This window comes from [Anoxybacillus] calidus (genome assembly GCF_013760845.1).
In the GTDB taxonomy this organism is placed as follows: domain Bacteria; phylum Bacillota; class Bacilli; order Bacillales; family Anoxybacillaceae; genus Paranoxybacillus; species Paranoxybacillus calidus.
In genome coordinates, this window is sequence record NZ_JACDUU010000009.1 from 64,370 (window position 1) to 82,518 (window position 18,149).

Genomic DNA, 18,149 nt, shown 5'->3' on the forward strand with positions numbered 1-18,149 from the left:
TGTGATTGCGAGTTCTGACACTTTGCCTTAGGGCGAGCCTCTTCTTAATTTATTTTACTAAAGAGTGCTTAAACGCATAGATGACTGCTTGAGTGCGGTCTTGGACTCCAAGTTTACTTAATATATTGCTGACGTGAACTTTGACCGTTTTTAACGCAATAAACAATTCATCAGCAATTTCTTGGTTTGTCTTTCCTTGAGCCATCAACAACAAAACTTCCATTTCCCGATTCGTTAATTCCTCATGAGGAAGACGCTCCTCTTTCTTACGCATTTTCGCCATCATCTTGTTCGTTACTTCCGGTTCTAAAACCGATTGACCGTAATAGGTGGCGCGAATGGCATTGGCGATTTCGTTAGCCTTTGACGTTTTTAGCATATAGCTGGTTGCTCCTACTTCCAATGCCGGGTACACTTTTTCATCATCAAGAAAGCTTGTTACAATGATGATTTTTGCTTCCGGCCATTCTTGAATAATTTTCTTCGTCGCTTCAATGCCGTCCATTTCCGGCATGACCAAATCCATTAAGATGATATCAGGGCGCAAGTTTAAAGCCAGTTCTACTGCCTTTTTTCCATTATCCGCCTCACCGACAATCTCGATGTCCGGCTGGGAAGACAAAAAGGCGGATACACCGATTCTTACCATTTCATGATCATCAACAAACAGCACTTTAATCATTGTCCTCCCCCTCTAATCTAACGACAGCAGCGGAACTCGCACTTCCAAGCGCGTCCCTTGATTCGGTACGCTGACAATTTGCAACGTTCCGCCAATTTCTACGGCACGCTCGTGCATATTTTGTAATCCATATGATCCCGTCTTTGTTTTTTCAACATCAAATCCAATTCCATCGTCTACAACACGCAAAATAACAAGGTTGCCACGCTTCACTAATAACACTTCGAGCGTTGTCGCTTTCGCATGACGAAGCGTATTGGAAACAGACTCCTGCAAAATGCGAAATAAATGATCTTCGATTCCTTTATCAAGCGAAAAATGTTCAATTTTCCATTGAATCTTCATTGGGACTTTCTGCTGTAACTCGAGTAACAGCTCTTGAATTCCTTCCTGCAGCGACTTTCCTTTTAAGGCAACAGGACGAAGATGTAAGAGAAGCGCCCGCATTTCGAGCTGTGATTGATGAATCATCTCTTCGACTAATTTGAGTTGTTTTGCTTGTATATTGTCAGAACATGTTTGTGCCTCATTGATGGCAGATATCAGCATTGAAGCCGCAAACAACTGCTGGCTAACGGAATCATGAAGCTCACGGGCTAAACGATGACGTTCTTGGGAAACAATCTCTTGAATGCGCTTTTCTTGTTCTTCTGCTTTCTCACTCGCAAGCTTTTGCGACAGCTTTGTCTGTTCAGCAAGATGCTTTTGAATTTTTCCAATGCGTGCGTTAATCAATTCCAATTCTTTCAAACGCAACGGCTCGTTTATTTCAGCTTGCTGCCCTTGCTCGATTTGCCTTAACCCATCTTCTACAATGCGCAGCTGTTTTTTCCAAAAAAGACCAGAAATAACTCCAAAGACGATACCAATAAATACACTCATACCGGAAACAAAAATAATAAATGGAACATCTATCATCTCTTGTTCCCATAATAAAGACCAGTCTGATAAAGGAAATACGACAAAAAACGTTGTCATCACAAAAAGAAACACGAAAAAAGCGAGACTTGCACCAATAACGATTTGCCGCTGCAGTATGTTCATCTTCGTTTCACCTCTAAGTTTCCGATCATCATAGAGGTGATAATTTTAATTTTTTGTGCCGCACTTTCATATCCTGCCGTTTGGAAATGAAGTGTTTCGTTCCATACTTTCATTTCGCTGTGCTCGAAGATTGCGACAGAACCAGCAATAACCGAATGATGAACACTCACTTCAATCTCATAAGGTACAATAATTTGAATGTTTCCGAGAATATTGCGAATCACGATAACAGCTTCACCTTTAGGAAGCAACGTATAACTTAAATCAATAATCGTATCGCCAATACCCGTTTGAACGTTTACATCGTTCCATTCATATATATGTTCCGGTGTCTTTTGACTCCCGAACCAGACATTTTTCAATAGTGGTTTTCTTCTCAGAAGAGATTCTCCTGTTTGAATCTTCTCAGCCTCTTGAATGGCTGGAGTGATATACGTTGGTTTTTGTTTTGAGCGGACAAATTGAACAATCATATACATAAGATAAACAAACAACAAAAATCGAAATGCCATCATATGAAAAACTAAAATCATTAAGCTGATGACACCAAACCAGAACAGAACTGTCCCAGATGTTCGCGGCATCCGCTTCCGGCCTATATAAATACAGCCAATCGCAATCACCAGGAAGAAAATGGCACCTCCATGAAAAAACAATAGCTCTCCTAAGAAAAGAATCACTCCGATAAAAAGAACCCAACTTATAAAATCCTTTTTCAGTTGATCGACCATGAGAGGTGCCTCCTTTCCTCCGATTGATTCGTTTTCTTATATTACGAAATACACAGAAAAAGGCGCAGAGATCTACGCCCTTTTAGGATACCACGTTTATATTAAGAATTTGAATGAGTTTCTTGTTTTTTTAATTCCTTTTCCAATTGAGCAATGCGGGCATCAATCGTGCTGGAATAATAAGCCGAGCTGACTTGCTGCTCTAATCGTTCAAGGTATTGCTCAATTTCGACAAAACGAGAAAAAGGTTTGTTTCCGTATAGGTCTTGTTCCAATACTTTGTTTATTCGATAATAAGCGCGTGCTACATTTTCCCTCCCCATTAGCTCCATACGTTTAATATGCATATCTTTCAATTTATGTTTCATCTCTTCATATTTGCGCTCTAATTCTTCAAGCTGATGTAGCGCTTGATCAAGAGATTGTTTTAATCTTGAAGCGCGTTCTTCATATTTCATTTGTTCTTGAACAGCAAATTCATATAGTTCTGTCTCCCCCGCTTGCGAAGCAATTTGTGCTTGGTGCTTACGTTTCTCCGCAAGTTCTTGTGCGTGATAGTATTCACGTGTAAGCTCTTCCTTCAATAAATACTGGCGCTCAACAAGCTTTCGCACCTTTTCGACTTCCTGTTCGCATTGACGTAAATATTCATTTAATAAAGCGATTGGATTTTGTCGTTCTTTTTGCTCAAGTATATCATGTAAATCAGCCATGATGACATTTTTAATACGTGTCAATAAGTTGCTCATATCTTTCACTCCTCTTAATAATTTCGTTTTAACTCTGCCCATTGCTTTTCAAAGTTTGTAAATGGATCGTCTACACTTCTTCTTTCTTTGTTTTCATTCCATTTTTTGTACACGATATATAACACGTATGCCGCTACCATGCCGAGAATAGCCGGCACATTTGAAGCAGAAGCAGATAATGCAATCAGTCCAAGGACAGCCCAAAACACTTTTTTCCCAGTCGATTCTGCTTTCATAAATTGTTTAAACGAATAGTAAAGAATGATTAAACTGATTGCGAGACCAACCATCGGACCGAGGTTGGCAAGCAGCACTGCCGCTGCAATTCCGCCTGCTATAAGTAATCCGAACTTTTTCATTTCCCGTTGCCCTCCTTTCTTACCTTCATCTTATCTTCAATCTAAAATTCACATAATGAGCTCGAGCTATATTTTTATCTAAGACTTGAGACGTAATGAACCTCTCCTTCCTACACTTTGTTTAGAAGAGGAATATTTCTCGGGAAAATGTTAAATGAAAAAGGGACATCTCATAAACGATGAGATATCCCTTGACAATCAACTATTCTTAGAAAAGATATGCTATTTTGCAATCATATAAGCTTGCTTCGGATGATTCGGTTGATCTGGATATTTTAACTTTATTTTTCCTTCGTTTAATAATTTTGCCAAATAATTGTTCCTCAGCCCGTCTGGTGTTCTTTCCAGCAAATAAGCCAATTCCTTCAACATTAATGGCCTTTTCGAACAAAGTTGTAAAATAATCTCTTCCATTATAGTCGGACTGAGACGTTTTTTCTTACGGGCTAATTCGGCGATTCTCCATAATTCGTCTTCTTGATCCGTTTGGTTTCCTATCGTATTATTTACTTTTTCTTCCATTTGTTTCATCGATCGGGAAACCTTATTGTTATTTACGGAGTTCAACTCTTTATTTACGGAGTTAGTGCTTTTATTTAAGGAGTTGACCGATTTATTTAAGGAGTTGATAGATTTATTTATGGAGTTTGTTTTGTTATTACCGGAGTTAACCACTTTATTTACGGAGTTTTCTTCTTTATTTATGAAGTTCAACTCTTTATTTACGGAGTTGATCTTTTTATTTACAAAATCATTTTCAGCGCTAACATCCGTGACGAAAAGATCTAATTCCTTATCTATATTGCTCGTATGGTCTTCATGTTGATGAACATTCGCTAGAATGCTCAAGGTTAAAATCGTCCGTTTTGATTGAAGATGTTGTACTAATTCAGGCTTTGGCCAATATTGTTGTTTCCACGTTAATTCAATACTTTTTAATCCTGAACCAGCCCGTTTGCAAAGACCGATTAAAATAAACATTTTAAACAGATTCGGATTACGTAAATTGCTGATTCCACCTTCAAAGGCTTGTTCGATCGAAGGGCGGAAAAGACCAGGATTAGAAAAACGGAACAAATTCTGTTCTTTTTCAATAACAATGCCGCCTTCACCATCATAATCACAATGGACGATCGCATTGATTAACGCTTCATGTAAAGCAGAGCGAATCGCTGGTTCAGCAAACGAATCCGCAGCAATGTGGGACATTACTTTAAAATAAAAATCATACACATTGCCTGACCATGTGCCATCTTGTGACGTAAACCGCTTTGACCACGTACCATTTACTATATTCGACAAATTTTCTCGATATTCGAGAAAATATTGCGGTAAAACTTCTGTAATGATTCTTTCTTCACTGAACATTAATAACCCCGCAAGAGTGACTCCTTCTTTGCTGCTGTTTCGTAATTTCCCCCATGCACCAATTTTGTATAAAAATTCTTTCGTCTCAAGGCCGTTCCAAGGATGGTTCGGTTTCACCGCAGCAAACCGTTCCCGATAACTTTTGACAGATTCATAATTTAATTCATTTAATCCATAATGCTCCAAAATCAAATTATCCTGTAATCCTGATGAATGATCAGTTGGATAAACTGTATTTTTATTCACTTCTACTCTCCCTCTTAAACTATTTTATAAAAATAAAGTACAACTTCATCAGTGGAGGATGAAGAAAACCCCACTGATGTTGGTTGAACTGATCGCACTTCTAGCGTCCGTTAGAACGTGATAAATCAGCACGCCAATTACCAGCTTCTTTCTCTATTTTATCATCTTTCACATTCATTGAGCGTTTATTGCCTGAAAAAAGAAACGGTACTGCTATATGTTTTCACGATCTTATGTAAACTAAGACAACCTAATATACGTTATCCATTATAAATAGCTGACACGCCATACATGAATTTTTATTTATTGGGAATTTTATGTAATAAAACGATGAATGGAGGGAATTTTTCAATGAATGAAATGAACAAAGCTGAGGGAGTTCTGCCACAATTTCCCGAACCATATTGGCGGGATTTTATAAAGCTTCCGTCATTTTCAAAACTTAACAAGGATATCAATGTAGATGTCGCCATTGTCGGCGGAGGAATATCGGGAATAACAGCGGCTTATTTGCTTGCTCAGCACGGAGTAAAAGTCGCGCTCATTGAAGCAGATCGCATTTTAAACGGAACAACCGGCCATACAACCGCAAAAGTCACGGCACAACATGGTCTTATTTATGACGAGTTTATCAATCATTTAGGTGAAGAAAAAGCAAAGATGTATTATGAAGCTGCTAACGATGCGCTGCAGTTTATCCGGAATACGATTCGCGAGCATCACATTGAATGCGATTGGATGGAAGAAGACGCCTATGTATACACGAATTCCAATCCATACATAAGCAAAGTCATTAATGAATTCAAAGCATATGAAAAATTAGGAATTAACGGGGCGTTTGCGGAAAGCATTTCTCTTCCTATACAGATAAAAGCAGCGGTCATTATGAAAAATCAAGCCCAATTCCATCCTCTAAAATATTTAACAAAACTTGTCGAACAAATGACACAAAAGGGTGTCGAAATCTATGAACATACAACCGCTATTGATGTCGAAAGAGGAACACAGCCAAAAGTAGTAACGAGAGACGGATATAAAATTACATGCGAAAACGTGATCGCCTGTTCCCATTTTCCTTTTTATGATGCCGGATTTTATTTTTCAAGAATGTATGCAGAACGTTCTTACATCATTGCGGTAAAAACAGAAAAAGACTATCCCGGAGGTATGTATATTAGTGCCGAAGATCCTATACGTTCGCTCCGATACGCTAATGTGAACGGAGAAAAGCTTGTGTTAATCGCCGGGGAAAACCATAAAACAGGACAAGGCGTTCCGATGATGCAACATTATGAAGCTCTGCAATCGTTCGGTGACGAAGTATTTGGAATCAAGGAAATTCCTTATCGCTGGTCTACCCAAGACTTCACAACATTAGATAAAGTTCCTTATATCGGGCAAATGAATAATGGTACACCAAATATCTTCGTTGCGACAGGATATCGAAAATGGGGAATGACAAATGGAACCGCCGCAGCATTGTTGCTGACGGATTTGGTGCTGAAAAAAGAAAACCGCTATCACGAGCTTTATACGCCATCGAGATTTTATGCCGATCCTAGTGTGAAAAAGTTTATTTCGATGAACATGGATGTTGCCAAACATTTAATTGAAGGAAAACTGGAATTTGCCCTACGAAAACCTGAAGATTTAACCAACGATGAAGGAGCAGTCGTTTCCGTTAACGGGAAAAGGGCTGGGGCCTACAAAGACGAAGAAGGAAAGTTGCATATTGTTGACACCACATGCACGCATATGGGCTGTGAATTGGAATGGAACAGCGGTGACCGGACATGGGATTGTCCTTGCCACGGTTCAAGATTTTCCATCGATGGCGATGTCGTTGAAGGTCCGGCGCAAAAGCCTTTAAAGAAAGTTGAATTGGAATAAAGTGATTCTGAAATCCCCCTCTCTTCGTAGAGAAGGGGGTTTTTGGCATGGAAAATAGGTTATGGGGCACAGAAACAGTAGCATCCACAATGACGCTCCATAGTTTTAAGAATCTGGGCATTGGATTCACAAATAAGCAAGTAATTGCATATATTACCGAATAACAGGACGCTAGGAGGAACTATATTATGCCCTCTATTATCAATATTTATTTAGTTAAAATTAACAATATATCTAACAACGGGTCGGTTAATATTGGCGAAACGCTTAATAATGCTCCTACAGCCAACAGCAAATTACAAGGACAGAATGCCTCATATGGGGACCACTCTCCTACAACTTCAGGTATGGAAAATGTATTTATCGATCCTGATGTCAATGACCAAGGCGACATTGCAAACCCTGCAAATGTAAATGCCATCCAAGATTAAACAGGAACGATTCAAAGAGATTAGGAGCATAAGCCAGATATTCATCTGCCTAAATCATACAGTTTTAAATTTTTTCTTTAACTAAAATTCCTTTAAAGTAAAATGATTACAAAAAAGAGGAGGAGTAATTATGCCTTTTGTTATCAACATCTTTAACATGAAAACAAACGGAGTGAAGCAAGTTGGAAGTATCGATATAGGCGGTACCGTTCACAATAGCCATACTGCTAACTCGAAAAATATAGGTACTAACATCTCATTAGGGGATTTTTCACCTACGAGCTCATGGATGGCTAGCGGATATTTCGATACCGATGTAAGCGATCAAGACCAAATTCTGGACCCATCATTACCGATAACCAATCAATTTTAACCCAAAGGAGGGTAGCGAATGTTTCCTTTCCAATCATTCTTTCCTTTTAAAGAAGGCATTCAAAAATGGTTACAACAATCACATGCTATGGAAATTGAAAAATATGTCCAAGATTCTATTGCTAAATCCATTCCTAATTCCATGCAGATGTATGAGCATCATGCAGAAATCTTAAAAAAACTGTTTGGAAATAGCGAGCACACAAACTCTCACACGTCTGATAACTCCACTGTTGCTCCTAAACTTGATGTAAATATATTCGAATCCCTTGACCATATTTATTTAAAAATGCCAATTAAAGATTCCTCCCAATTATCCCAACTGAAAATTTTCCATACATCTAATCAAGCTATCATCGAAGGCATTCCCTCTCCTGAAGATCGCCATGTCATTCCCTTGCCATCCATCGTGAAAAAGAAAGGAGCTTCTACGAACTATAAAGACGGCATTTTGCAAATAAAAATCCCTAAGCGAATCGATTTTCAGTACACAGAAATAGACGTCCCTAATATTGATTGAGGACGTCTATTTCCTTTTAATTACACTTGTCCTGCCTGCGTTCTTGTCACGAAAATTGGAGTGATTTACTACACTGAATGGAACATTGACAAACAACACATGTCCGTTACCCTCAGCAAATCCTTAATTTTGCTTGTTAGAAGGAAGTAAATCGATTTGTTGAGTTCGATAAAAGCTAACACTTCATCCACGATCCATGATGTTTAAGGCAAGAAAATGAATGACTAACTCCCCTTTCTTATTTGATAGGAGTCACTGAAAATGACGTTAGAGAATCAATTTGGCCTTTATCATCACCAAACTTTGTGTGCCAACGAGCGTACTCTCATCACCAAAATTTTGATCATATTCTTTAGTCTTTTGTCAAAGTTGCGCCAATTAGCCAACAAGTTCTGGACTATATTTACAGTTGAAGCATTTTCAAAGGAATGAATCTTCAATAGAAAAATATTAATATTTACAAAGGCACCAGCCAATATCCCCACCTTTTTTTACAAAATATGTTCAAATCATCATTTTTTATGAGTTAAATGAAGGAGGAATGCGCCTTGGATTTTGAAAAATTAAAGCAATGGATGGAAATTGCGCAGAAATACCATACAGGTAATTTTTGGAAAAATGTGTTTGATCAAGATTCCGACACAAAGTTTATGCAGGAAATGGGTGGAGGGGAGACAACAGAAAAACAAGAACGTAAAACTGTCCCCAATTTCCCGCGAACAGATATTTATTTGACAGATTTACAAGTCATCATTTTGATTGAATTACCAGGATTCCGCAAAGAGGATGTTCAATTATTCGTATCTGGTAATCAGTTGGTCATAAAGGGAAATTGTAAATTACCAATAATTCCTGTTGTTACCATACAAAACGAACGTATGTATGGGGAATTTCAAAGAACAGTTGAACTTCCAGAACCAACAGAAGGAAAAAATATTACAGCAAGATTTGATAATGGATTGCTCATTTTATCCTATATAAGGAAATATAGTCGCGAAGAACACATCGTAATTGAATAATTTATCATTTGTTTTCGGTCTGCTTATTAAAAAATCAGTATCTGTAACATTCAAATCTGAAGAAAGAATGCATCATCCATCTGCCTTTTTCTCACTAAACCTTTGTTTTTTGTTTATTACACGCTTCTCTATTTAGAACATATTAGCTATGAAAATGCTACAGTGTCTACCGATCGAATTCATCTTGATTAAATGCATATTTATTCTATATTTAAAATTCAATTTCGCTTCTTCCTTCTTCATTTATCTAATAAAAAAGTGTGGGGAACGATATGCCTATAAAAAGGATATTTAACAAAAATGATCATCATGAAGATTTAAATATAGTAAAGCAAAAAATCGAACTTATAGAAAAACAATTAAAAAAGTTCAACACGTTTGAAGTTCATATTAAGCGATTAGTCAATCTCGAGAAGCAGCTTGGCCCCGTCTCCGCTTTAAAAGAACAACTAAGTAGGGAAAAAAGCGAAAAAAAACACCATACTCCTTATCGAACCTACAGTAACGAGCAACCTTCATTCGTGGAGTGGGAAAAACAAATACTTGCAAAAATAGAACAACGCATTGTCAGCAAGCTAGAGCCATATTATAGGCTCATAACAGATATTGAAGAACGGCTCTACCATTTGGAAACTACCCTTTCTGATTTGAAAAAACGAATGCAGACATACAGATCCCAGCTTAACGAATTGCGAGAAGAAACTGGACGTATGAAACAACAGCAAAAAACGAAAGAAAAATCAACAAGTCAACCGGTTATCTTTCAAGAAATCCATATTGACAAAATGCTCCTAGATAAATATGAACTTAACAACAATATTGCCCAGCTAGGTATTAAAGAATTAAGCGGCAGCTTAAACATTGGAGCGACCTATGAAAAAGGCATCATTCCTCCTGAGTTGGCTGAGGAATGGAAAGAAAAAATGGATGAACTAAAGCAAACACACGATTCATTCCATCAAGAAGAGGACTCAGCAAAGATGAATAACCAAAATCATTCGCAACACGAGGAACTCCTTTCTGAGGAACTATCCAATAGTCAAAATGGCGGAGAATTTGACACTTAATTGAAAATTTTGTATACATATACTTTGCTTGATGAAAGCATAAAAACCTTTTTATTAGGACATCATAGGAGGAGCCCTCTATTGTATACCATTCTATCACGTAATGACAAGACATTAATTCCTATGAAATCCGATGTTCCAATGAGATCGTCAACGTAGAGAAACTTGCGTAATAGCAATACCAATTAAAATAAGAATAATTCCTATTTTCCAAATTAAGCGATCAGGCTCTTCCCTAAAAGTTAACAAAGATTTATTGCCTCGTCCTTTCCCTAGTTTGCATATCATCCAGCCTAATTCCTCGAGCTTTTTCAGAGTCAGTTTGCTGTTGCAAACCGTGCAAAACAGGATGTTTGAAATTTCCACTAAAGATACTTCTATGCTTTCATCAACTTTCATCTTTGGAAAACGGAGAAAAAGCTCTAGGTAATAAACCAAAATCATTATAAGCTGGCCTCCAAATGAAAAATCCCATTCTCTCCTTTTTACCTCCTATCCTTCCATTTAGACTAAAGAAAAAAATGGAGTGGGAAGTTCACAGAATCCTTCACTAATGCCTAGTCACTTTACAACTGGTTCCCAAAATCAAATGTGAATTCCTCCTAAAATGAAAGCAATTTGACTTGAATCTTTCAGTAAAAAGGAATTTATTAAGCGTTCGCTGTAGAATTATGAAAAACATCCTTTATTTCGTGGAGAAGGATTTCATCGTAAAGACAAAAATTTAATACAGCAAACAAACAATTTTTATAACTACTTTGAACAACTCGAAAAAAGAGCCTATCGAACTCCCAAAAACCGTTCGAGCTGTATGAAAATGAAATGAGGATAGTATGTAATTAGTTTACTACTGGGTTAGAAATTTTAAGAGAAATCTTCTAATCCTTATTTAATATACTGTAACAGCCATTTAGTGGTTGGCTTTATTTATCGAGTAAATGAACATACGATGGAATGAATCCGAAACAATCTCGACCATGTTGATGATTTATGAGACTGGGAATCAAACAGTTCTTTCCCTAGTATATGAAGAAGTCAAGTGGGAAGGACCTTATTGGCGTACGATTAGTGTACAAAGATCATGAAAATATATGTATAACGTTATGAAAAGCGGCGAAGTTTTGACGAGGATAACTAAATGTTTCATTAATCTAATCTAAAAATAATGCATATAATAAGTTTAGATATCCATAGAGACACCCTCCTCCTCGGTGGCTGATCCATAAGTGTCTGACCTCACACATAACTCACAATATAGTGGTTTGATCCGTTGTTATGCTCTATATATTTGGTTGTGGGGTCTGACACTTGCTTTTGGAGCAGCCGCTTTTTTAAATTGAACACTTCAAGGAAAGGGACAATACATAAATAAAATCCCCGCTGAATGATACAGGGGGATTTTAAATTTCTTAATCAGATGGTTGACTCCTTCTTTCTTTCACTCGTTATACTTTCTTTTCATAGAGAGCGTAAAAAGCCAGTATTTTCTACAAAAAATGTTGCATCATACTCAGAAGAGTTTGTTACTTATAGTACGGTTCACAGAATTTCACTGGTAAATCATTTCAGGTAAACAACATAAATCAATACAGCCAATACAATTCGATAAATGGCAAAAGGCACAAGTTTAATTCGATTAATTAGCTTTAAAAAGAATTTTACAACTATTAATGCAACCACAAAAGCGCTTATAAAGCCAACTATAAAGAAGGGCAACGCTTCTATCGTGAAGTATTCCCAATTCTTTAATAGCGATAAGCAACTTGCTCCTAACATAATAGGGACTGCCATAATAAAAGTAAAGTCAGCTGCAGCACGGTGACTCATACCCAGTAAAACTCCACCCGCGATGGTGGAACCTGATCGAGAAAAACCAGGCCATAATCCTAAACATTGAAAAAGCCCCATTCCCAAAGCCTGTTTATACGTGATTTGATCAACCGTTTCTGTAATAAGTTTACCTGAGCTCAATCTATCTGCTATTAACATAAGAACCGCTCCAACTATCAGTCCAATGATAACCGTCTGAACGGAAAATAAGTATTCATCAATGTAATCTTCAAAAATAACTCCAAACACTCCTGCTGGTATTAACCCTACAATAACTTTTGATAGACTTAACTTTGCCTTTTGATTTTGGTGTTCTGATTTTCCTTTGTCCAGTCTCAATAAATGTATAAATCTTTCTTTAAAAAGAATAACAACTGCTAAAATAGAGCCTAGTTGAATGACAACTTTGAACGTATTAGCCACCGGCTCTGTAAATATTTCTTTCGAATGGAGCAATATATCATCCACAATAATCATGTGACCCGTTGAGGAAATGGGTGCGAATTCCGTTAACCCCTCAACAATGCCTAAAATCAATGCTACAAATAATTCCCACAAATTCACCTAAAAACACTCCCTCAATCTTATTTCCTTACTCTTTTCTCCAAAGAACCGTAATAATAAAAACTGCACTATAACCTACCAAGGCTTTGAGCTGAACAAGTGACAGCACAGAATGCCAATCAAGATATAATGTGGTTGCAAAAACCAATACAGAAATAAGCAACATCCAGATATATTTTACATCTTTTAAACTAAATGCACATTGGGCCTCTGGTTGTGTTTCACTACATATATAGTATTATTTTGCTTAGAATTACTCTATCTCTATTTTGGGGTTTAACACTATTTGTGATATGGTTCACCGTAACGTATTTAAATGAGGTTTTTATATTTACCTCTAATCAACAATTGAAGGGCTTGTGCTCGTTAATTGAATTGAGTAATGTGTACCAGCAATTCATTCGAACATATACATTCTTTCTTATTCATTTCTCAATAAAGATTTTGTTCTAGATTCCTATTTAAAAAAAGATTCATCTTATTATTATCATGGTTCCGCCTAACACCTCTCTCCAAACTGATTCATCAAAAATAATTCAAGTAAAAACCAAAAATATTCTCAATTACTATATATAAGTAAAAAAAACTTTTTCAGCATACCCCCAAAATCTTAAAATGTCTACCTAAACTTTTGTTGATAGTCATTTTTTATCGAAAAAGCTATCCGCTGGATCCGGGACATAATAGTTAACGTTCCTTTGGATTTTTTACAGATTTTATTTGTATAAAATCAATTTATTAAAAATATAGTTATACATTTTTCGATACTTCACCTATGAGGAGGAGTCTTTAGTGAATCGAATTTTTAGGTGGATTGTCAGATCATTGTTTGCACCTGTCACCGGAAATGCAGGAGCAGTTGCGAGTACACTTGGTTTTTTTCTGGCCTTTTTACCTTTAGATAGTTTAAGAATTCCATTATTGCTTGCTTTTTCACTTTTGTTTCGTCTTAATATCATTGCCTTATTCCTTGGAACGTTAATTACGATTTTTATTCCTAATATTCGTGATTTACCCTTCCTAGATTTACTTGTATTGGAAGATTACTGGCTATTTTCTGTCCTAAAAACTAAAATACAATCTTCACAAATCATTGCATCAGGGGTCTTCGGGGGCTTGATTGGTCTTGTCTGCTATTTTTTCTTCTACTGGTTTTACAATTTAGGGCTGAAAAAAAGGGAGCGAAATCAAGAAAATGTTTTTCTTGATCCTGCAAAAAGACGCTGGTCCATTATTAAACGAATGAGTGTAGGCTTTACTATTTTAATTGTTTTAGTATCAACTATTTTTATTGAAAGCCTTACTACGAACCCAGTATTTCCTGAGCTGCAATTAAATAAAAGCGCATCAAAGAGCGGGATCGAGCCGATTAATAAAAGCTTTAGTGAAGAACAGCTCGCTTCACAGGTTCAAAAAACGAATCCTTCCCCATATATGGGTATATTGAACAAAAAACAATTGGCGAGCAAACAAGAAGTTTATGGTTTTTACGTCAATTGGGACGAAAACAGCAAAACTTCTTTTAAAAAAAATATCAATTCTATTACAACATTAGTGCCGGAGTGGGTGCAGCTTACGCCTAACCTTACTCTTAAAACCAACACTGACAGGTCAATTATTGCAGAGGCAAAAGCACATGATGTAAAGATTCTCCCATTAGTTCATAATTTTATTAATAATAAATGGGATGGCGAAACACTGCATCGGTTATTTACTACTCCCGGCGCTGAAGATCTTTTTATTAAAAATTTGCTGGCTTATGTGAGAACAAATGACTTTGACGGTATTAATATAGACTTTGAAGAAATCAATCCAAATGACAAAGATCATTTCACTCGTTTTATTGATAAAGTTTCTAAAAGCTTTCATCGACATGGTCTCATGGTCACAGTGGATGTCCCGCCGAAGAACAATAGTTTTGACTATGCTTCTTTAGCAGCTAAAGTTGATCGGATGATTGTCATGCTATATGACCTGCACAACTCCATGAGTAAACCTGGACCTGTTGCTCCATCTGATTGGGTAAAAGAGAGCTTAAACCAGCTCAATATTCCTTCCCAAAAGTTGATTGTGAGTTTGGGAAGCTACGGTTACGACTGGGAAGAAAACTCCAATCAGCCTGCAGATACGATGACCTTCGGAGATATCATGAATTTGGGAATGGGAACCAACCTCCAAATCCATTGGAATAAACAAGCAGGCAACCCTTATTTACGCTACAAAATAAACGGAAAAAACCATATTGTTTGGTTTTTAGATGCTGCTACTTTTTATAATCAAATGAAGTTAGCGATAGGTGCCGGCTCAAGAGGAATAGCGGTTTGGCGTCTCGGTTCTGAAGATCCTTCTATCTGGAATTACATTAATAAACCAGAGGAAATGAACAATCCATCCAATGCCCTTAAAACCTTGGTCAGTCCTGAACTTGTTCACTATATAGGTGATGGTGAGATTTTAAAAATTGATTCTCAATCTGAAAAAGGTAAAAGAACGATTCAATTGGATTCTCATGGGATGATTCAAACTGAAACCTATATTAAATTACCAAAGCCTTTTCAGGTGGCTCGATATGGAAAACCGAAACGTAAGGAAGTCGTCCTTTCCTTTGATGACGGTCCAGATCCAACCTATACACCGCAAATATTGGACATTTTGGACAAGAATGATATAAAAGGGACCTTTTTTATTCTTGGAGAGAATGCTATGAAGCATCCAGAACTGGTTGAAAGGATGTTTAAGGAAGGCCATGAAGTTGGCAACCATACCTTTACCCATCCTGATGTTGCATCCATCACACCATTTCAAACGAGAATGGAGCTAAATGCAACTCAGCGTTTATTTCAAGAAATTACAGGTCATTCGATGACCCTTTTCCGCCCACCGTATATTGCTGATGCCGAACCGAGCACAAGGAGCGAACTCGTGCCCATATTGCGGGCACAGGAAATGGGTTATACCATGGTCGGTGAATCAATTGACTCTGAAGATTGGAAAGAAATTTCTAGTAATGAAATTGTGAAGCGGGTATTGGATCAGCTGCCAGAAGGAAATGTGATTTTGCTGCACGATGCTGGCGGTGACCGCTCCAACACTGTAGAGGCCTTGCCTATTATTATTAAAGAACTTAAAAAGCGCGGCTACACATTTACCACCATTGCTGATCTAATTGGAAAAAGTAATAGTCAGATTATGCCCCCTGCTGATCAGGACAGCCCTTATTTGGTCTATAACAAGGCTGTATTCAAAGTCATACAAGGTTGGCACATAGGGTTAAATTTCCTGTTCTACTCGGCTATCCTTTTAGGAATCTTACGGCTGATTATCTTCGTTTTCCTTTCGAGAATACAGGTAAAAAGGTATAAAGAAACCCAGATCGACCCTAACTTTACACCTTTTGTCAGTGTCGTGATTGCTGCCTATAACGAAGAAAAAGTAATTTGCAAAACCGTTGATTCTATCTTATCCAGCGATTACCCAGCCTTTGAGGTGCTGATTGTCGACGATGGATCAAAGGATAATACTGCTGTTGTGGTTCAAGAAACTTATGCAAACCATCATCAAGTCAGATTAATCAAAAAAACCAATGGGGGAAAATCTTCCGCTGTTAATCTTGGTTTTAAAGAAGCAAAAGGGGAAATCGTGGTTGCTCTTGACGCTGATACACTCATTGCTGAAAATGCTATCTCACTGCTTGTTAACCATTTTAAAAATGAAAATGTTGCTGCTGTTTCTGGTAATGTAAAGGTCGGCAATAAGGTGAACCTCCTTACAAACTGGCAGCACATCGAATATGTGACAGGCTTTAACCTAGAGAGAAGGGCCTTTGCCGCGCTTAATTGCATTACGGTTGTACCAGGTGCGATCGGTGCATGGAGAAAGACGGCTGTAGAAGAAGCAGGATACTTTAAAGAGGATACACTGGCAGAGGATACCGATATCACTCTTACTCTTTTACGCCATGGGAAAAAGATTGAATTTGAAGAAAAGGCTTATGCCTATACAGAAGTACCGGAAGATATTAAAAGTCTGGCAAAACAGCGTTACCGATGGGTTTATGGTACGTTACAATGCTTATGGAAACATCGTGATGCTTTATTCAATAAAAAACATAAATCATTAGGATATATCGGCCTACCAAACATGTGGCTTTTCCAATATATTTATCAAACCATATCGCCTATTGCAGATATATTGTTTATTATATCCCTTTTTAGTCCGAACCCTGGAAAAGCAGTCATTGGATTTATACTTTTTTACTTACTGGATTTCGTTACTTCTCTATATGCATTTCGTTTGGAGAAAGAAAGTCCTAAACCACTAAGTTCATTGTTTCTACAACGAATCTTATACAAACAGCTTATGACTTATGTGGTGATAAAATCCCTCTTCTCCGCAATAAAGGGAGTAACCGTTGGTTGGAATAAACTAATACGAAAAGGGAATGTAACTCAGGAAACCTCTATTGTAACGGTTAAGGAATCTGCATAATGGCATCTTCGTACAGGTCTTTCCCATTTGGGGAAGGCCTTTTATATATTAATTTATAAAAGAAAAGGATCACCTCCTTTTGATGATCCTTTTTGAAAGAATTATATTTTCTTTCCGTTTTTGTCTTTTTTATCCTCATGGCTCGCAGCCTTTTCTTTTGCGGCTTGAGAAACTTGTTGTCCACGGTTGGTTGTCTTTGTAGTAGTACTTGTCGTTTTAGTAGTACTTGTTGTTGTATTAGTACTTGTTGTTGTATTAGTTCCCGTCGCCGTGGGTGTGGTTGTTGCCGTTGGTGCTTTTGTGCTAGTTGAAGGTATCGTTGTTGCAACAGGCGTTGTGGTTACATTTGTTGTATTAGTTCCCGTCGTCACGGGTGTAGTCGTTGTCGTCGGTGCTTTTGCCCTTGTCGACGATATCGCTGTTGCAGCTGGCTTTGTGGTTGTTGCCGTATCCGTATTAGCAGGATTTGTTGTAGTTCTCTTGCTGAATTTTTTCGTATTTTGTTGAATGGCTGCTATAGCCATATCACTCTTGTTTCTATTTTTTAAAGACTCTTGAAAAGCAGGAATATCATGAGAAAGCTTGGTTTGACCGTCTTTCACATTCGTTGTTGGCGTGTGATCTTTCACCGTTTTTTCTGCTTGGCTGATTATACCCGCTTTTTTTGGGTCTCCGGATATAGTTGAAGCATTTTCTTCTGTAAATTTTTTAGAAGATTGATTGACTAACAAGGCGTTGGTGACAGAAAACGTAACAGATCCCGCTAAAACCATGGCAAGGGCTCCCTTG

General features: G+C 37.5%; 16 protein-coding genes and 1 pseudogene. 7 read left to right on the top strand and 10 right to left on the bottom strand.

Going from position 1 to position 18,149, the window contains the following annotated elements; all coding sequences use genetic code 11:
* Nucleotides 1-49 precede the first annotated feature (49 nt).
* From HNQ85_RS15330 to HNQ85_RS15355, 6 genes are all read right to left on the bottom strand, one after another.
* Entirely contained in the window at nucleotides 50-682 is a 633-nt protein-coding gene (locus HNQ85_RS15330; protein WP_181538604.1) for a response regulator transcription factor, read from the bottom strand.
* A 12-nt stretch (nucleotides 683-694) separates the two neighbouring features.
* Entirely contained in the window at nucleotides 695-1,726 is a 1,032-nt protein-coding gene (locus HNQ85_RS15335; RefSeq protein WP_181538605.1) for a sensor histidine kinase, read from the bottom strand.
* Nucleotides 1,723-2,457, bottom strand: a complete 735-nt coding sequence (gene liaF, locus HNQ85_RS15340) for a cell wall-active antibiotics response protein LiaF (protein WP_181538606.1) — start codon at nucleotides 2,455-2,457, stop codon at nucleotides 1,723-1,725. The genes HNQ85_RS15335 and liaF overlap by 4 nt, the downstream gene beginning before the upstream one ends.
* 101 nt (nucleotides 2,458-2,558) lie before the next feature.
* Complete coding sequence (locus HNQ85_RS15345; RefSeq protein ID WP_181538607.1) at nucleotides 2,559-3,206, bottom strand: PspA/IM30 family protein; 648 nt, start codon at nucleotides 3,204-3,206, stop codon at nucleotides 2,559-2,561.
* A 14-nt stretch (nucleotides 3,207-3,220) separates the two neighbouring features.
* On the bottom strand, nucleotides 3,221-3,565 hold the full coding sequence (locus HNQ85_RS15350; RefSeq protein WP_181538608.1) for a lmo0954 family membrane protein: 345 nt from the start codon (nucleotides 3,563-3,565) through the stop codon (nucleotides 3,221-3,223).
* Nucleotides 3,566-3,787: 222 nt separating this feature from the next.
* Entirely contained in the window at nucleotides 3,788-5,179 is a 1,392-nt protein-coding gene (locus HNQ85_RS15355) for an ATP-binding protein (protein ID WP_181538609.1), read from the bottom strand.
* Between the two features lie 351 nt (nucleotides 5,180-5,530).
* Here HNQ85_RS15355 and HNQ85_RS15360 point away from each other — a divergent pair, with 351 nt between their 5' ends.
* From HNQ85_RS15360 to HNQ85_RS15375, 4 genes are all read left to right on the top strand, one after another.
* Nucleotides 5,531-7,069: an FAD-dependent oxidoreductase gene (locus tag HNQ85_RS15360; protein WP_181538610.1), complete on the top strand. Its 1,539-nt coding sequence runs from the start codon at nucleotides 5,531-5,533 to the stop codon at nucleotides 7,067-7,069.
* A 188-nt stretch (nucleotides 7,070-7,257) separates the two neighbouring features.
* On the top strand, nucleotides 7,258-7,500 hold the full coding sequence (locus HNQ85_RS15365) for a spore germination protein (protein ID WP_181538611.1): 243 nt from the start codon (nucleotides 7,258-7,260) through the stop codon (nucleotides 7,498-7,500).
* A gap of 130 nt (nucleotides 7,501-7,630) precedes the next feature.
* A complete protein-coding gene (locus tag HNQ85_RS15370) occupies nucleotides 7,631-7,873 on the top strand; it encodes a spore germination protein (RefSeq protein WP_181538612.1) in 243 nt (80 codons plus the stop codon).
* Between the two features lie 18 nt (nucleotides 7,874-7,891).
* Nucleotides 7,892-8,392 carry an Hsp20/alpha crystallin family protein gene (locus HNQ85_RS15375; protein WP_181538613.1) on the top strand — a complete coding sequence of 167 codons (501 nt, stop codon included), beginning with the start codon at nucleotides 7,892-7,894 and terminating at the stop codon, nucleotides 8,390-8,392.
* Between the two features lie 238 nt (nucleotides 8,393-8,630).
* On the opposite strand, the pseudogene HNQ85_RS17725 reads toward HNQ85_RS15375, so the two are convergent.
* Nucleotides 8,631-8,868, bottom strand: a pseudogene (locus HNQ85_RS17725) (hypothetical protein).
* Between the two features lie 72 nt (nucleotides 8,869-8,940).
* Here HNQ85_RS17725 and HNQ85_RS15380 point away from each other — a divergent pair.
* Together HNQ85_RS15380 and HNQ85_RS15385 are read left to right on the top strand one after the other, a co-directional pair.
* Nucleotides 8,941-9,411 (top strand): Hsp20/alpha crystallin family protein, encoded by a 471-nt coding sequence (locus tag HNQ85_RS15380; RefSeq protein ID WP_181538614.1) that lies wholly within the window; start codon nucleotides 8,941-8,943, stop codon nucleotides 9,409-9,411.
* Nucleotides 9,412-9,683: 272 nt separating this feature from the next.
* On the top strand, nucleotides 9,684-10,478 hold the full coding sequence (locus HNQ85_RS15385) for a hypothetical protein (protein WP_181538615.1): 795 nt from the start codon (nucleotides 9,684-9,686) through the stop codon (nucleotides 10,476-10,478).
* 150 nt (nucleotides 10,479-10,628) lie between these two features.
* Here HNQ85_RS15385 and HNQ85_RS15390 read toward each other — a convergent pair whose 3' ends face one another.
* On the bottom strand, nucleotides 10,629-10,922 hold the full coding sequence (locus HNQ85_RS15390) for an SgrR family transcriptional regulator (protein WP_181538616.1): 294 nt from the start codon (nucleotides 10,920-10,922) through the stop codon (nucleotides 10,629-10,631).
* Nucleotides 10,923-12,038: 1,116 nt separating this feature from the next.
* The gene (locus HNQ85_RS15395; protein ID WP_181538617.1) at nucleotides 12,039-12,872 is read right to left on the bottom strand and encodes an undecaprenyl-diphosphate phosphatase; all 834 of its coding nucleotides are present in this window, start codon (nucleotides 12,870-12,872) and stop codon (nucleotides 12,039-12,041) included.
* Between the two features lie 1,167 nt (nucleotides 12,873-14,039).
* On the opposite strand from HNQ85_RS15395, the gene HNQ85_RS15400 reads away from it, so the two are divergent.
* The gene (locus tag HNQ85_RS15400; RefSeq protein WP_181538656.1) at nucleotides 14,040-17,360 is read left to right on the top strand and encodes a polysaccharide deacetylase family protein; all 3,321 of its coding nucleotides are present in this window, start codon (nucleotides 14,040-14,042) and stop codon (nucleotides 17,358-17,360) included.
* A 101-nt stretch (nucleotides 17,361-17,461) separates the two neighbouring features.
* On the opposite strand, the gene HNQ85_RS15405 is transcribed toward HNQ85_RS15400, so the two are convergent.
* The gene (locus HNQ85_RS15405) at nucleotides 17,462-18,133 is read right to left on the bottom strand and encodes a hypothetical protein (RefSeq protein ID WP_181538618.1); all 672 of its coding nucleotides are present in this window, start codon (nucleotides 18,131-18,133) and stop codon (nucleotides 17,462-17,464) included.
* Nucleotides 18,134-18,149: the final 16 nt, after the last annotated feature.

Bases quoted from the DNA above. Each gene is read 5' to 3' on its own strand.
- HNQ85_RS15330 (WP_181538604.1), bottom strand. From the start codon at position 682: ATGATTAAAGTGCTGTTTGTTGATGATCATGAAATGGTAAGAATCGGT.
- HNQ85_RS15335 (WP_181538605.1), bottom strand. From the start codon at position 1,726: ATGAACATACTGCAGCGGCAAATCGTTATTGGTGCAAGTCTCGCTTTT.
- liaF (WP_181538606.1), bottom strand. From the start codon at position 2,457: ATGGTCGATCAACTGAAAAAGGATTTTATAAGTTGGGTTCTTTTTATC.
- HNQ85_RS15345 (WP_181538607.1), bottom strand. From the start codon at position 3,206: ATGAGCAACTTATTGACACGTATTAAAAATGTCATCATGGCTGATTTA.
- HNQ85_RS15350 (WP_181538608.1), bottom strand. From the start codon at position 3,565: ATGAAAAAGTTCGGATTACTTATAGCAGGCGGAATTGCAGCGGCAGTG.
- HNQ85_RS15360 (WP_181538610.1), top strand. From the start codon at position 5,531: ATGAATGAAATGAACAAAGCTGAGGGAGTTCTGCCACAATTTCCCGAA.
- HNQ85_RS15365 (WP_181538611.1), top strand. From the start codon at position 7,258: ATGCCCTCTATTATCAATATTTATTTAGTTAAAATTAACAATATATCT.
- HNQ85_RS15370 (WP_181538612.1), top strand. From the start codon at position 7,631: ATGCCTTTTGTTATCAACATCTTTAACATGAAAACAAACGGAGTGAAG.
- HNQ85_RS15375 (WP_181538613.1), top strand. From the start codon at position 7,892: ATGTTTCCTTTCCAATCATTCTTTCCTTTTAAAGAAGGCATTCAAAAA.
- HNQ85_RS15385 (WP_181538615.1), top strand. From the start codon at position 9,684: ATGCCTATAAAAAGGATATTTAACAAAAATGATCATCATGAAGATTTA.
- HNQ85_RS15390 (WP_181538616.1), bottom strand. From the start codon at position 10,922: ATGATTTTGGTTTATTACCTAGAGCTTTTTCTCCGTTTTCCAAAGATG.
- HNQ85_RS15405 (WP_181538618.1), bottom strand. From the start codon at position 18,133: ATGGTTTTAGCGGGATCTGTTACGTTTTCTGTCACCAACGCCTTGTTA.